At 63.2% G+C, this 14,519-nt stretch carries 10 protein-coding genes; 7 read left to right on the top strand and 3 right to left on the bottom strand.

The window, feature by feature from the left end; genetic code table 11:
- The first annotated feature begins 471 nt into the window (after positions 1-471).
- The 3 genes from hemA to ispG all read left to right on the top strand — a co-directional run bounded on the left by hemA (position 472) and on the right by ispG (position 4,258).
- Positions 472-1,707 carry a 5-aminolevulinate synthase gene (hemA, locus tag RA19_RS12590; RefSeq protein ID WP_241479062.1) on the top strand — a complete coding sequence of 412 codons (1,236 nt, stop codon included), beginning with the start codon at positions 472-474 and terminating at the stop codon, positions 1,705-1,707.
- A gap of 129 nt (positions 1,708-1,836) precedes the next feature.
- Complete coding sequence (locus tag RA19_RS12585) at positions 1,837-3,039, top strand: helix-turn-helix domain-containing protein (protein ID WP_039163082.1); 1,203 nt, start codon at positions 1,837-1,839, stop codon at positions 3,037-3,039.
- A gap of 97 nt (positions 3,040-3,136) precedes the next feature.
- Positions 3,137-4,258: a flavodoxin-dependent (E)-4-hydroxy-3-methylbut-2-enyl-diphosphate synthase gene (ispG, locus tag RA19_RS12580; protein WP_039163080.1), complete on the top strand. Its 1,122-nt coding sequence runs from the start codon at positions 3,137-3,139 to the stop codon at positions 4,256-4,258.
- A 78-nt stretch (positions 4,259-4,336) separates the two neighbouring features.
- Here ispG and RA19_RS12575 read toward each other — a convergent pair whose 3' ends face one another.
- The gene (locus RA19_RS12575) at positions 4,337-5,101 is read right to left on the bottom strand and encodes a DsbA family protein (RefSeq protein ID WP_039163077.1); all 765 of its coding nucleotides are present in this window, start codon (positions 5,099-5,101) and stop codon (positions 4,337-4,339) included.
- Complete coding sequence (locus tag RA19_RS12570) at positions 5,098-6,480, bottom strand: M48 family metalloprotease (RefSeq protein WP_039163075.1); 1,383 nt, start codon at positions 6,478-6,480, stop codon at positions 5,098-5,100. Before RA19_RS12570 ends, RA19_RS12575 begins: the two co-directional genes overlap by 4 nt.
- Between RA19_RS12570 and RA19_RS12565 the strand changes: the two genes are divergently transcribed.
- The 4 genes from RA19_RS12565 (at position 6,479) to RA19_RS12550 (ending at position 12,354) form a co-directional block, all read left to right on the top strand.
- On the top strand, positions 6,479-7,624 hold the full coding sequence (locus RA19_RS12565; protein WP_039163073.1) for a pyridoxal phosphate-dependent aminotransferase: 1,146 nt from the start codon (positions 6,479-6,481) through the stop codon (positions 7,622-7,624). The two genes, RA19_RS12570 and RA19_RS12565, sit on opposite strands and share 2 nt — an antisense overlap.
- 70 nt (positions 7,625-7,694) lie before the next feature.
- A complete protein-coding gene (locus RA19_RS12560) occupies positions 7,695-8,924 on the top strand; it encodes an N-acetylmuramoyl-L-alanine amidase (RefSeq protein WP_039163070.1) in 1,230 nt (409 codons plus the stop codon).
- Between the two features lie 9 nt (positions 8,925-8,933).
- A complete protein-coding gene (locus RA19_RS12555; protein ID WP_039163069.1) occupies positions 8,934-9,722 on the top strand; it encodes a phosphodiesterase in 789 nt (262 codons plus the stop codon).
- Positions 9,723-9,852: 130 nt separating this feature from the next.
- Complete coding sequence (locus RA19_RS12550) at positions 9,853-12,354, top strand: penicillin-binding protein 1A (protein ID WP_039163067.1); 2,502 nt, start codon at positions 9,853-9,855, stop codon at positions 12,352-12,354.
- 175 nt (positions 12,355-12,529) lie between these two features.
- Here RA19_RS12550 and RA19_RS12545 read toward each other — a convergent pair whose 3' ends face one another.
- Positions 12,530-14,506, bottom strand: coding sequence for a Hint domain-containing protein (locus tag RA19_RS12545; protein WP_039163066.1), 1,977 nt, complete (start codon positions 14,504-14,506; stop codon positions 12,530-12,532).
- Positions 14,507-14,519: the final 13 nt, after the last annotated feature.

The raw sequence follows: 14,519 nt of genomic DNA, 5'->3' as shown, positions 1-14,519 counted from the left end.
CAGATTTTCTTGAGCTCCCTTGCCGAAAGCGGTCGGAAAACTGGGGCAATCCTTGCTGGCCATCATTCAGGGGAACTTTGCAGCGTGGGCTTCAATGGAAAAATTGGGCTCGCAAGGTGGCGGGAGAATGACGGTATCCTACACAAAGGGCATCCAGATGGGGGGCAGCTCAATCGCTGGAAGCAAGAATGTTTGGAACTGCCGTATCAAAGGTTTCCGATCCTGCGCATTCGGTCCCCGAAAGCGCGGCAAATAGGACGCAAACGGGGTTTGACTTGGCGCAGGCGTTCTTGCCGGGGCATTCTTTAAGTTCTATTTGACCTGCATCAATGTTGCGCACCCTAGGCGGCGCGTAATCAGTTGATCGGAAGGGGCGCCTGCGGTAGTCATTCGGGACCGTGAATGTGGCCGCATCGCCAGTAGGCCGTGCCCTTTACACAGCCCGCGTGCCCTGGGGGGACGCTTGAAGCCATGGAGATGCCGGTGGACTATACCGCGAAACTGGACGCAGCGATTGCCAGCCTGCACGATGAAGGCCGTTACCGGACCTTTATCGATATCGAGCGCAAGAAGGGCCACTTCCCGCATGCGGTCTGGACCCGTCCGGACGGCAGCCGGCAGGACATTACTGTCTGGTGCGGCAACGACTACCTGGGCATGGGCCAGCATCCGGTGGTGCTGGATGCGATGCATGACGCCATCGACTCGACCGGCGCAGGCTCGGGCGGCACCCGCAACATCTCGGGCACCACGGTCTATCACAAGCAGCTGGAGGCCGAACTGGCCGACCTGCACGGCAAGGAAGCTTCGCTGCTGTTCACCTCGGCCTATATCGCCAATGATGCGACGCTGAGCACGCTGCCCAAGCTGTTCCCGGGCCTGATCATCTATTCCGATGCGCTGAACCATGCCTCGATGATCGAAGGCGTGCGCCGCAACGGCGGCGCCAAGCGCATCTTCCGCCACAATGACGTGGCGCATCTGCGCGAGCTTTTGGAAGCCGACGATCCGAAGGCGCCCAAACTGATCGCCTTTGAATCGGTTTATTCGATGGACGGCGACTTTGGCCCGATCGAGGCAATCTGCGACCTGGCGGATGAATTCGGCGCGCTGACCTATATCGACGAAGTCCACGCGGTCGGCATGTACGGCCCCCGCGGCGGCGGCGTCACCGAGCGTGACCGCCTGGCCCACCGCATCGACATCATCAACGGCACCCTGGCCAAGGCCTATGGCGTAATGGGCGGCTATATCGCGGCCTCGGCCAAGATGTGCGACGCGATCCGCTCTTATGCGCCGGGCTTCATCTTCACGACTTCGCTGGCGCCGTCGGTGGCAGCAGGGGCCGCGGCCTCGGTTGCCCATCTGAAAGGCGCACAGGATCTGCGCGACAAGCATCAGGACCAGGCCAAGGTTCTTAAGCTGCGCCTGAAAGGGCTGGGCCTGCCGATCATTGATCACGGCAGCCACATCGTGCCGGTGATTGTCGGCAACCCGGTCCACACCAAGGTGCTGTCCGACCATCTGCTGGAAGACTACGGGATCTACGTGCAGCCGATCAACTTCCCGACCGTGCCGCGCGGCACCGAACGGCTGCGGTTTACACCCTCTCCGGTGCATGGCCCCAAGGAAATCGACGCACTGGTCCATGCGATGGACGCATTGTGGTCGCATTGTGCGCTGAATCGTGCCGAACTTGCCGGGTAACATACTGATCAGTGTAAATTTACTCTGAGTGTGTTACCGTGTTGTCAATCAATGAGTGGATTTGAGTCGCATCTGTGATTCTTTCACCACTCTGAACAGATTGCGGCAGGCATTAATGGGACGGCAGGCATGATCGGGCGGTTTACCCGCAAGCATGAAGAGCGTGGCGAGGTCGTGGAGCCGAAAGGCTTCGACGACTTCGAACTGAAGCTCGGCGACGTGATGCGCGGCGAGCGGGCGACGATGGGCAAATCGCTGCTCGACGTCCAGCGCGAGCTGCGGATCAAGGCTTCCTATATCGCTGCCATCGAAAATTCCGACCCCACCGCCTTTGACACACCCGGCTTCATTGCCGGGTATGTGCGTTCTTATGCCCGCTATCTGAACATGGACCCGGAAGAGGCTTTCCAGGACTTCTGCAAGGAAAGCGGCTTTACCGTGGCCCATGGCATGTCGGCCGAGGCCTCGAGCCGCAGCAAGCCCGGCAGCGCCCCTGCGTCCGCTGCAACCGGGCTCGGCGGTGATGCCTTTGCCGCGCCCGGCACGCCGTTTATCCCGGCGCCTGCGGGTATTCTCAGCCAGATTGAGCTGCGGGCAGTGGGCTCGCTGCTGGTGCTGGCGTCGCTCATCGGCGGCATCGGCTATGGCGGCTGGTCGGTGCTGAAGGAAATCCAGCAGGTGCAGTTTGCGCCAGTGGACCAGACCCCGGCGGTTCTGGCGGATCTTGACCCGCTGAACAGCGCAGTGCTGCAGGTGGCCGAGGGGGCAGCGGATCCCGCGGCCGAGGCGCTGGACCGGCTGTACCGGCCGCAAGCGCTGGACGTGCCGGTTCTGGTGGCGCGCGATGCGCCGATCTCTACACTGGACCCTTCCGCTTTTGGCAATTTCACCGTGCCGGAGTTGCCGACTGTCGCCCTGGCCGAGGCCAGAATTTCGTTTGAAGAGAATGCTCTGCAGCAGCCGGTTCCGCAGGTGGTGGCCGAGGTCAAGCCCGGGGTTGAGATGGTGGCGGTGCGGCCCTCCTGGGTGCAGGTCACCGCGGCGGATGGCAGCGTGATCCTGGAAACCATCATGGATGCGGGCCAGCGGTTTGAGGTGCCTTTGACCGAAGATGCGCCGCGGCTGCGCACCGGCGAAAGCAGCGCCATCTATTTTGCCGTGAACGGCGAACATTTCGGCCCCGTTGGCGAGCGCGGGCAGGTGTCCAAGAATATCGACCTGTCGATGGATGCGATCACCGGCCGCTTTGAACTGGCGGATCTGTCCGATGGCCGCAATCAGGCGCTGGCCACTCTGGTGGCTGAACTGCAGGCGGAACAGCCCGCCGAATAATCCCTGTGAATCCGGCGGATGCAGCGGGCTGCCATTGCAGCGCCGCCTGTCAGCGCGTATCTAGCTGCTAACAGGATCCAGCCGGGACACCCGCTTCATGTCGATGAACCACATCCGCCCCTGGCGCCATATCGAGCGCCGCAAAAGCCGCCAGATCCACGTGGGCAATGTCGCCATCGGCGGCGACGCTCCGATTGCGGTGCAAACCATGACCAACACGCTGACCACCGATGTGGCGGCAACTGTGGCCCAGGTGCAGGCAGCGGCAGAAGCGGGCGCCGATCTGGTGCGGATCTCGGTGCCGGATGAAGCCTCCTCCAAGGCGCTGAAGGAAATCGTGCGCGAAAGCCCGGTGCCGATCGTCGCCGACATCCATTTCCATTACAAGCGCGGCATCGAGGCGGCCGAGGCGGGCGCGGCCTGCCTGCGCATCAACCCGGGCAACATCGGCGATGAAAAACGCGTGGCCGAGGTGATCAAGGCAGCCCGCGACCACAATTGCTCGATCCGCATCGGGGTCAATGCCGGCTCCCTGGAAAAGCACCTCTTGGACAAATACGGCGAACCCTGCCCGGAGGCGATGGTAGAGAGCGGCCTCGACCATATCCGCATCCTGCAGGATCATGATTTCCACGAGTTCAAGATCTCGGTGAAAGCGTCGGATGTGTTCATGTCGGCGGCTGCCTATCAGCAGCTGGCCGAGGCCACCGATGCGCCGATCCACTTAGGGATCACCGAGGCCGGCGGCTTTGTTTCCGGCACCATCAAATCGGCCATCGGCTTGGGACAGCTTCTGTGGATGGGCATCGGCGACACACTGCGCGTGAGCCTGTCCGCTGATCCGGTGGAAGAGGTGAAGGTGGGCTTTGAGATCCTCAAGTCCCTAGGCCTGCGCCACCGCGGCGTCAACATCATCTCCTGCCCCTCCTGCGCGCGGCAGGGGTTTGACGTGATCAAGACGGTGGAAACCCTGGAAAAACGCCTGGAGCATGTGAAGACCCCCATGAGCCTTTCGATCATCGGCTGCGTAGTAAACGGCCCGGGCGAGGCGCTGATGACCGATGTCGGCTTCACCGGCGGCGGGGCCGGCTCCGGCATGGTCTATCTGGCGGGCAAGGCCAGCCACAAGATGTCCAACGAACAGATGGTCGACCACATCGTCGAAGAGGTCGAGAAAAAGGCCGCCCGGATCGAGGCGGCCCAGGATGCGGCGGAATAGGGGCAGGCCCCCGCTGCTTCTTTCTGGTCTGAAATACCCCGGGGTCCGGGGCAGAGCCCCGGCTTCCCCGATTGAGGATCAGCTGCGCTGATCGCGGATCTCTGCCACCATGACTTCCATCTGATCAGCCGGCAGGTAGCCGCGCAGCAGTTCGTTGCCCAGCACAAAGGTCGGGGTGCCGGAAATTGCCATCCGCTGCGCCAGGGCGCGGGTTTGGCGCAGTTCCGCAGTCACTTCTTCGCTGTCCATCTTGGCGAAAATCGCCTCGGCATCCAGGCCCAGCCCGTCGGCCAGGCGGCGCAGGGCGACGTCATTGGGTTCAGCTCCAAAGTCGATCAGCGCGTCATGCACCTGCTTGTAGGCGTCATCGCCGGCCACATGCTTGGCCGCTACGGCAAAGCGGGAGGACAGTACTGAGGCTTCGCCCAGGATCGGGAATTCCTTGATCACCAGGCGGATATTGCCGTCGCTTTTCAGCAGTTTGGCAACTTCCGGGGCCGCCCGGCGGCAATAGCCGCAGCGGTAGTCCATGAACTCGACCAGGGTGATGTCGCCGTCCGGGTTGCCGCCAACCCAGGAATAGCCGTCGTTCACCAGCTCTTCCAGGTTGTCGGCAACCAGCACGTCATCGCGGGCCGCTTCTGCCTGCTGTTGGCGCTGTTCCAGCAGGTCTACGGCTTCGAGGATCAGTTCCGGGTTGGCGAGAATGTATTCCCGCACCTGCTGGCCAAAGGCCTTGCGCTCGGCTTCGGACATGCTGTTGATATCAAAGGCCTGGGCCGGGGCGCCCTGCAGGGCGAGGGCGGTGGCGGCCGCCGTTGCGGTGCGGGTGAAAAGCTTCATTTGCGTCTTTTCCTTTTCTGAGCTTGTTCATAGGCCGTCAGCACATCCTGCGCGCGGCGCGCCGCGGCGGAGCCTGCGGGCAGCAGGGCGACGGCCCGTTTGGCGTGAATTCCGGCGTCATTCAGACGCCCTTGCAGGGCATAGCGTTCGGCGGTGACCAGCGAGGCCAGGCCGCGCTGCCCGGTCTTGGCGTAGGCCAGAGACATATCCCGCAGCAGCACTGTATTGCGGAAGTCGATGGCGCGGGCCTTTTCCATCGTCCGGAGCGCCGCCTTGGGCTGGCCTGCGGCCAGCTGGGCACGGCCGTAACCCGCGAGGATCAGGGGGTCCCGTGCGGCCAGGCTGACAGCCTTGCCATAGGCGGACAAAGCGGCGTTCCATTGCCGGTTCTCGATCAGGATCTGGCCCTTCATTTCGTGGTAGAACGGGTCCGAAGGGCGGGCGGCCAGGGCGCCGTTGATTGCCTTCAGGGCCTTGTCCAGATTGTTCTGCCGGTGGAAGGCTGCGGCTTCGCGCATCAGCCGCACATCCTTGTACTGCTCTTCGCGCACCCGCCGCAGGGTCCATTTCGGCGCCCGGGTAAAGGCCGAAAGCTTGCCGCGCACTCTGGCAAACCAGTAGTTCGCATCGGCGCTGGTCTGCCCCTTGTCGCCATAGGCCGCGAGATAGGCCTGGGCGGCGCGCATGCGGTCGCGGCTCAAGGGGTGGGAGCGGGTGTAGGGATCCTGGCTGGATGTGCTCAGCACTTCCTGGCCCGCAAAGGCGCGGTGCAGGTCGACCAGGCCCTGAGGACTGATGCCGGCCCGGTTCAGATAGTCCGCAGCCGAGCGGTCGGCCGAGCTTTCTTCGGCCCGGGTATGGGCGAGAAACCCGCGCAGGGCGGAGTTCTGGGTGCCGAGGGCGATCCCGCCGGCCGCTTCGCCGGCGCCGGCCGCCGCGGCGATCACCGCCAGGGCGACACCCAGGCCCGCAGCGCTGCCGGCGGAGCGCAGGTTCTGCATCCGGCGCGCCAGGTGGCCATTGGTGATATGGGCGGCCTCATGGGCGATCACCGCTTGCAGCATCTCAGGTGAGGTCACCTTGAGGATCAGCCCGTAATTCACGAAAATCGTTCTGGAATCGACGACAAAGGCGTTGAACGAAGAATCGTTGACCAGCAGTATCCGGACCCTGTTGGCGTTGAGCCCCGCCGCCCGCAGCACCGGAGCGGACAACCGGTTCAGCCCGTGTTCGATATCCGGGTCCCGCAGCAGCGAAATCGACGCCGCCTGCACCGTGCCGGCCGCAAACTGAAACAGCAGGCAAAGCATCAGAGCCGGGATTGACGCCAGCCGGAAGAAACGGTCAAAACTCATGCGCGCACCATGGGAGATCAGCATGCGAAACTCAACCCGGTCAGAGGTCGATCCCTTCATTGTGATGGACGTGATGGAGGCCGCCCGCAAGGCCGAAGAAGCCGGACGCCACGTCATCCACATGGAGGTGGGACAGCCTTCGACCGGGGCGCCTTCGGGGGCGCTGAAGGCGCTGGCGTCATCGCTTGAAAACAACGCGTTGGGGTACACGGTGGCCCTGGGCCTGCCAAGCTTGCGCAAGCGGATCGCGCAGATGTACGGCGAATGGTACAACGTCGATCTGAACCCGGAGCGGGTGATTGTGACGCCGGGGTCTTCGGGCGCCTTTTTGCTGAGTTTTACCGCACTGTTTGACAGCGGCGACCGGGTCGGGATCGGGGCGCCGGGTTATCCTTCGTACCGGCAGATCCTGAAGGCGCTGGGGCTGACGCCCGTTGATATCCAGACCGCCCCGGAAAACCGGCTGCAGCCGGTGGCAGCGGATCTGAAGGGGCAGGACCTGGCCGGGCTGATGGTCGCCTCGCCTGCCAATCCGACGGGCACCATGCTGGATCATGCGGCGATGGGCGCGCTGATTGATGCGGCGCGGGGCGAAGGGGCCAGTTTTATCTCCGACGAGATCTATCACGGGCTGGAGTATGAGGCGAAGGCGGTCACAGCGCTGGAGCTGACGGATGAGTGCTACGTCATCAACTCCTTCTCCAAGTTCTTCTCGATGACTGGCTGGCGGGTCGGCTGGATGGTTGTGCCCGAGGATCACGTGCGTGTGGTGGAGCGCATCGCCCAGAACATGTTCATCTGCGCGCCGCACGCGAGCCAGGTGGCGGCGCTGGCGGCGATGGACTGCGAAGAGGAACTGCGCGGGAACCTGGCGGTTTACGCAAAGAACCGCCAACTGATGCTGGACGGGCTGCCCAAGGCCGGGTTCAGCAGGATCGCGCCGCCGGACGGGGCGTTTTATGTCTATGCCGATGTGTCGGACCTGACACAGGACAGCCGCAGCTTTGCCGCGGAAATCCTTGAAAAGGCCGGGGTTGCGGTGACGCCTGGTCTCGATTTCGACCCGGTGCGCGGCGCTACAACGCTGCGGTTCTCCTATGCGCGCTCCACTGCCGATATCGAGGAGGGCCTCGCGCGGCTGGAACGGTTCATGGCGGAGCGCGGCTGAGCGCAGAAGGCGGATTTTCAATGCTGCGCAAATTGCATAGTCTGCCCGCCAAAAGACCAAGAGGCGTGGCATGGGCAGACTGTTCAAACTTACCGCATTGATTTGGATGCTGGCCGCGGGCGCCTGGGCGCAAGGGTTCAGCGGCTTGGCCCGCATTGATGCCGACACCAGCCGGGTGACGGATGCCTGGCAGGGGGCGGAAGTGTCGCTGGGTTTGAGCCAGGGTGTGCCGTTCCGTCTGTTCACCCTGGACGGGCCGCCGCGGCTGGTGCTGGATTTTCAGGAAGTGGACTGGACCGGGCTGACGCCTGAGGCGCTGCTGCAGGGGGAACTGATTACCGCTGCCCAGTTCGGGACTTATGTTCCAGGCTGGTCGCGGCTGGTGCTGGAGCTTGCGGCGCCGATGAAAGTGGCCCAGGCGGCGATGAAAGTGGATCAGGTGACCGCTTCTGCCCGGCTGATGGTGTCGCTGGAGCCTGCCACCGCGGGGGAGTTTGCTGCCACGGCGGGCGCACCCAAGGATCCGCGCTGGGACCTGCCTGCGCCGGAGGTGGTTCAGGGCCGCGGGGAGCGGGACGAAAACGCACCTTTGCTGGTGATGCTGGACCCGGGTCACGGCGGTATTGATCCGGGCGCCGAGCGGGACCACCACAGCGGCCATGTGGTCGAGAAACACCTGATGCTGCAATTTGCGCGGGAACTGGGCGAGGTGCTGATCCGCTCGGGCCAGTTCACGGTGCAGATGACCCGGGACGACGATTACTTTGTCTCGCTGGAGCGCCGCATCGCGCTGGCGCATCAGGCGGGGGCGGATGTGTTCATCTCGCTGCATGCGGATACGATTTCCGAGGGGCGGGCGCACGGTTCGACCGTCTACACGCTCTCCAAGGAGGCTTCGGATGTCGCCTCCGAGAAGCTGGCGGAACGGCATCTGCGCGGCGACCTGCTGTCGGGCACGGACCTGAGTGAGGCCGACGACCGGGTAACTAGCGTGATGCTGGATCTGGCGCGGCAAGAGACACAGCCGCGGACCAACGCCTTGGCGGCTGCGATTATCGATGGCCTGCGTGCGCAGGGCCAGCCGATCAACAACAGGCCGCTGCGCTCGGCTGGGTTCTCGGTGCTGAAATCAGCGGATATTCCCTCGGTGCTGGTGGAGATCGGTTTTCTGTCCAGCAAGCGTGATCTGGAGAATCTGGTGGATCCGGAATGGCGTGCCAAGGCGGCGCGCGGCATTCTGAACGGGCTGATTGCCTGGCGCATCGAGGACGACGCCCGCCGGGCTTTGGTACGGCAATAGGGGGCGGCGATGAAGCTGATCTGGATGTCGGATTTGCATTTTGAGGCCGAAGGCCTTGTGCTGGGCCATGACCCCAGGCAACGGCTGCAGGCCGCGGTGGGCTACATTGCTGCGCATCATGGCGATGCTGCGGCCTGTTTGATTACCGGAGATCTGGTGGAAACCGGAACTGAGCGTAATTACAGGGTGTTACAAGGGTTCCTTAACGAATTGCCAATGCCGGTTCTGCCGCTGACGGGCAATCATGATGACCGGGCGGCCTTGCGGCAGGGTCTGCCTTTGCCAGAGAGTGCGATGCCGGGTTTTGTTCAGTACCGGGCAGATTTCGGAGAACTGGCGGTGCTCTGCCTGGACACGCTGATTCCGGGAGAAGGGGCTGGGTTTCTGTGCGATGAGCGATTGGGCTGGCTGAAGAGGCAACTGGACAGTTTGGACGGGCGCCCCGCGGTGGTGGCGATGCATCATCCGCCGATGAAACTGGGGCTGCCGATGCTGGACCCGGACAATTTGCAGAACGGCAGCGACATTCTGGAGCTGCTTGCGAGCTATCCTAATGTGCTGCATTTGCTGGCCGGCCATGTGCACCGGCCGTGTTCCGGGTCAGTGGGCGGAATTCCCTTTACCACTGCAAAATCCGTGCTGTACCAGGCGCCGCCGCCACGGCCTGCATGGGACTGGGACAGTTTCCAGCCTGCTGCCGAGGCGCCTGCGCTGACGGTGATGGAATACGGCGAAAACGGCCTGACCCTGCAGCAATGCCAGTTTTGTGACTATGCCCTTGGCGCTCCCGCTGCGTAAGACCCGGCAAGCTGCGGGGAAATGTGCTAGGATTCTCCCGTTCCGCCCGGCATATATTCGCTGTTTCCAGTTTTGACCCCGGGGACCGGCGCGCCTATATAGGCGGCACCTCGCGAGAAAGGCCAAACCCGTGCTCAGGTTCATACTCTCCTTCTTTGGTTCCATCTTCAGCACCATCACCCTTGGGGTGGCGATGGTGGCGCTGACCGTGGGAGCGGTGTTCTGGATCTACGGCCGGGATTTGCCGAGCCATGAGTCGCTGGCCCAATACCAGCCGCCGACGATCAGCCGGATCTATTCGGGCGAGGGGCATCTGATTGACGAGTTTGCCAAGGAGCGCCGTCTGTTCACGCCCTCGGAAGAAATTCCGGATCTGGTGAAACAGGCCTTCATCTCGGCCGAAGACAAGAATTTCTACTCGCACAAGGGCTATGACGCCCGCGGTATTGCTGCAGCAGCCATCGAAGCGGTGCAGTCGCGCGGCAAGAATGTGCGCGGCGCCTCGACCATCACCCAGCAGGTGATGAAAAACTTCCTGCTGTCCGGCGACCGCCGGGCCGAACGCAAGATCAAGGAGATCATCCTTGCCACCCGGCTGGAGGAGACGCTCGACAAGGAACGGATCCTGGAGCTGTATCTGAATGAGATCTTCCTGGGGCAGAACTCATACGGTGTGACTGCCGCGGCGCAGACCTATTTCAACAAGACCCTGGGCGAGCTAGCCCCGCATGAGGCGGCAACCCTGGCGTCGATGCCCAAGGCGCCGTCGGACTACCATCCGGTTCGCCGCAAGGAACGCCTGCTGGCACGCCGTAACTACGTGCTGCGGGAGATGCGCGAGAACGGCTATATCTCGGATGATGTTTATGAGGTCGAGGTGGCGCAGCCACTGCGCTCGGTTCAGAACGGCGACTTCGAGGGGTTCCGCACCGCACTGCCGCCGCGGGATTACTTCACGGATGAAATCCGCCGCCAGCTGACCCAGGACTTCGGCGAGGGTGAGTTCTTTACCGGCGGCTTTACCGTTCGGGCCACCATCGACCACGAGATGCAGGCCGAGGCCGCAGTGGCGATGCGTGCAGGTTTGCAGAAATACGACCGCTCGCGCGGCATCTGGCGCGGCACAGGCGTGGCGCTGGAAGAGGCGCAGCTGGCGGATGAAGCCGCCTGGCGAGAGGCGCTGGCGGCGGCCGAGGTGTCCCGTGACATTGATCTGGGCGGCAAGTGGTATCCAGCCGTTGCGCTGGAAGTTGGCGACCAGTCTCTGACCGTGGGTGTCGAAGGCACTGAGGGGACCGGCACCGTGCCGCGCTCGGACATCAAGTGGATGAAGGGCAGCTTCAGGGACAACATCAGCCGCGGCGATGTGGTGCTGGTGCGGGCCGAAGTGAAGAACGGCGAATTCAGCCATTGGTCGCTGCGGCAGGTGCCGGAAGTGCAGGGCGGTTTTGTCGCGATGGACGTGAACTCCGGCCGGGTTCTGGCGATGCAGGGGGGCTTCTCCTACCAGCATTCGGTGTTCAACCGCGCGACCCAGGCGCTGCGCCAGCCGGGCTCCAGTTTCAAGCCGTTTGTCTATGCGGCGGCGCTGGACAGCGGCTACAGCCCGGCCACCATCGTGATTGACGCGCCGATCGAGATCAATACGCCGCAGGGCCTGTGGCGGCCGAAGAACTCAACCAACAAGTTCTACGGACCGACCCCCTTGCGCACCGGTATCGAGATGAGCCGGAACCTGATGACCATCCGCCTGGCGCAGGAGGTCGGGATGCCGGTGGTTGCGGGCTATGCCGAACGCTTTGGCGTTTACGACAATATGGGCGCGTTCCTGGCCAACTCGCTGGGGGCAGAAGAGACCACGCTTTATAAGATGGTGGCGGCTTATGCGATGTTTGCCAACGGCGGCGAACGGGTGCAGCCGACCCTGGTTGACCGGGTACAGGACCGTTTCGGCAACACGATCTACCGGCATGACGACCGCGACTGCGTCGACTGCGCCGATCCTAATCTGGTCCCGGGCCAGGCGCCGCGGATCGTCACCGACCGAGAGCAGGTGATGGATCCGATTACCGCCTACCAGCTGACCTCGATGATGAAGGGCGTGGTGGATCGCGGCACGGCGTCGAGCGTGATCAACCTGCCGGTGCCCGCCGCGGGCAAAACCGGCACCACCAACGACTCCCGCGATGTCTGGTTTGTGGGCTTCACTTCGAACATCGTGGCCGGCTGCTACATGGGTTTTGACCAGCCCCGCCCGATGGGCCGCGGCGCCTATGGCGGCACCATGTGTGGACCGGTGTTCCAGCAGTTCATGACCAAAGCGACCGAGAAATTCGGCGGCGGCCCGTTCGAGGTGCCGGAAGGCGGCCATTTCATCAAGATCGACCGCTATACCGGCGCCCGGCTGCCGGATGAGGCGTCAGGCGCATATGTGGTGGCAGAATATTTCCGCGATGGCTTCGAGCCGATCTTCGGCCTGACCTATGATGGCGGTTTTGCCATGGGATCGAACCTGCCGCTAGTCGAAGAGGTACAGGAGGCAGGCCGCAAGGTGGTCACCTCCAGCGGCGGCACTGCGGTTCTGGGGCCCAAGGCAACCTTTGGCACTATCAGCTCCGGCGGGCTTTACTGAGCGGGCCGTGCCATTCGGAGCATCGGGTGGCGCTGCAGCGATGGAGGGGCGCCGGGTGCTGAAGGCAAACTCGTCGCATTTGCACGTCGGCTGAATTCTGTGTGCTCCAATTAAGATGGCTTTGCCTGCGGGAAGGGGGCAGGGCTTCCCGGCACAGAGCTTTGACCCGGGAAGCCTACACCAGAAACACGGCCTCGTGGCGCGCCATGCACTGGCGCGCCGTGGCGCCGTAGGTGCCGGGGCTCCAGCGAAGATCAGGCATGATCCGGAACAATTCTTCGCGCACGGGCTCGTCCAGAGCCGAAACCGCCTGGGCGCCGGGATGGAAGCTTTCGGAAGGGGCGCCTTCGGCATAAATGATCTCATGCCGGTCGAACAGCAGATGCACGTAGGTGACCATGCCGCCGGGCTGCTGGCGGATTGAAGTTCCGTTGACCAGATGCAGGGCAGAAACCAGCACTTCGCTGTCGCCGCACAAGAGCGTGGCGCCCGAGCCGGTGTAAAGCATCCGGTGCTGCGGCGAAATCAGCAGGTCGCGCTCGGCACCGAACATGCCGGCCGGAATGCGCACCGGAGCAAGGCTGCCCTCCGCCGGGACCGTGGAGCAGCTGACCCAGCGCACTGGCTGCAACCCGTTGTCCCGGGTGATCACCTGATCGCCAGGGCGCAGTGTTTCGATGGTGCGCAGGCCGGCTGTGGTGGCAATCCTGGTACCTGCGGTGAAGCAGATGATGTTTTCGATGCCTGAAAAATGAACGGTGCTGCCGTCCAGCAGTGTTGCGGTGCCTGTCTTGCTGCCGCCCGTGTCATCGGTGATGTTCAGAGAGCCTGGATCGAGCTGGCCGTTGAAATACAGCGTATCGCCCGCCGTTTCTCCGTCATCTCCGCCGACGATTGTGATGTCACCGGTAATGAAGGCAGCATCGGAATCTATTGTGAAGTAGTCGTCACCGTCGCCGCCAGTCGCGGAATCGCCTTCGCCTGCGACAATGCTGTCGTCACCCGCGCCGCCTTCCAGCGTATCCGTACCGCCACCGCCAACAAGGGTGTCATCGCCGCCCTGGCCGTAAATCAGATCGTTGCCATCGCCGCCGGAGATGCTGTCATTGCCGTCCGGCGGGACCTCAGGCGGCACCGTGAAGGTGATGTTTGAGATCGTGTAGTCCGATCCGTCGGTCAGGTCGGTCTGGACTTTGGCCGACAGCACCAGTTGGTCAAACTCGCCATAACCGTTGATGTCAACCGTGCCGGTGCCGGTGCCCGCGGTGTCTTCGGTAAAGTCGCCCTGGGCAACCAGAACGCCATCCTTGTAGATTTCCCAGTGGCCCACTTCCCCGGCGGACGACGTGAAGAGATGCTTGAAGGTAAAGCTTGCGTCGTCGGTGGCCTGGTCGAAATCGACGATCAGCTCTTCGGAGATGCCAGAGGCCTTGTCGTAGCCAAGCTGGGCATCAATGCCGCTGTCGGAATCCGAGATCGCGCCTGCCACCCCGAAGCCGCCGTCATAATAGTCGATATTGGCGGCATTGGCGTTGCCTGCCAGATCCTTGGCAGTGACCGTGAAACCGCTGGAGGTGTCGGTGGCATTGCTGTCGTCGATGCTTTCCTGCGAGCTGGACAGGCCTGCCTCGGTGCTGGTGTCGCCGTAGATGGTATCGGCACCCGCACCGCCCTCCAGGCTGTCCGCGCCTTCGCCGCCGAGGATCAGGTCGTCATCGGCACCGGCATCGACGGTGTCGTCGCCGGCCCCGGCCTCGACCGTGTCCTGGTTGCCGGACGCGCCGCCGCCGTTGCCATTGTCGATCTGGTCGCCGTCGCCGTCGGTATAGCTGTTGTCGATCAGCTCGCCTGCGGCGGTGCCTTCCACGGTGCCGTCTTCGGCGGTGTAGGCCGGGGGATTGTCCGCAGTGGCCGAGGTCAGCGTGTCCACCGGCCCCAGGTCGGGCACGAAATAGACATTGCCATTGGTGGCCAGGTAGTAAACGCCGCTTTCGACTTCATTGGTGTAGGGGCTGCCGCCGTGCCAGCCGGTCCAGCTCCAGTTGCCGGCACCCAGATTGGTGTCGGTGGTGAAGGAGGCATAGGTCGACGTGATGGTATCGCCGTGATCCAGCGAACCATCTCCGAGCTGGACAAGATATCCGCTGGGCATCGTTCCTTGTTCT

Source organism: Leisingera sp. ANG-M1 (assembly GCF_000813745.1).
In the GTDB taxonomy this organism is placed as follows: Bacteria; Pseudomonadota; Alphaproteobacteria; order Rhodobacterales; family Rhodobacteraceae; genus Leisingera.
The sequence above is the reverse complement of the archived record's forward strand: the minus strand, read 5'-3'. Positions and strand labels throughout refer to the sequence as shown.

What these genes read in the sequence shown, in the direction of transcription:
- RA19_RS12555 (WP_039163069.1), top strand. Translation starts at nt 8,934, where the DNA reads ATGAAGCTGATCTGGATGTCGGATTTGCATTTTGAGGCCGAAGGCCTT.
- RA19_RS12565 (WP_039163073.1), top strand. Translation starts at nt 6,479, where the DNA reads ATGCGAAACTCAACCCGGTCAGAGGTCGATCCCTTCATTGTGATGGAC.
- RA19_RS12575 (WP_039163077.1), bottom strand. Translation starts at nt 5,101, where the DNA reads ATGAAGCTTTTCACCCGCACCGCAACGGCGGCCGCCACCGCCCTCGCC.
- RA19_RS12570 (WP_039163075.1), bottom strand. Translation starts at nt 6,480, where the DNA reads ATGCTGATCTCCCATGGTGCGCGCATGAGTTTTGACCGTTTCTTCCGG.
- RA19_RS12560 (WP_039163070.1), top strand. Translation starts at nt 7,695, where the DNA reads ATGGGCAGACTGTTCAAACTTACCGCATTGATTTGGATGCTGGCCGCG.
- ispG (WP_039163080.1), top strand. Translation starts at nt 3,137, where the DNA reads ATGTCGATGAACCACATCCGCCCCTGGCGCCATATCGAGCGCCGCAAA.
- RA19_RS12585 (WP_039163082.1), top strand. Translation starts at nt 1,837, where the DNA reads ATGATCGGGCGGTTTACCCGCAAGCATGAAGAGCGTGGCGAGGTCGTG.
- hemA (WP_241479062.1), top strand. Translation starts at nt 472, where the DNA reads ATGGAGATGCCGGTGGACTATACCGCGAAACTGGACGCAGCGATTGCC.
- RA19_RS12545 (WP_039163066.1), bottom strand. Translation starts at nt 14,506, where the DNA reads ATGCCCAGCGGATATCTTGTCCAGCTCGGAGATGGTTCGCTGGATCAC.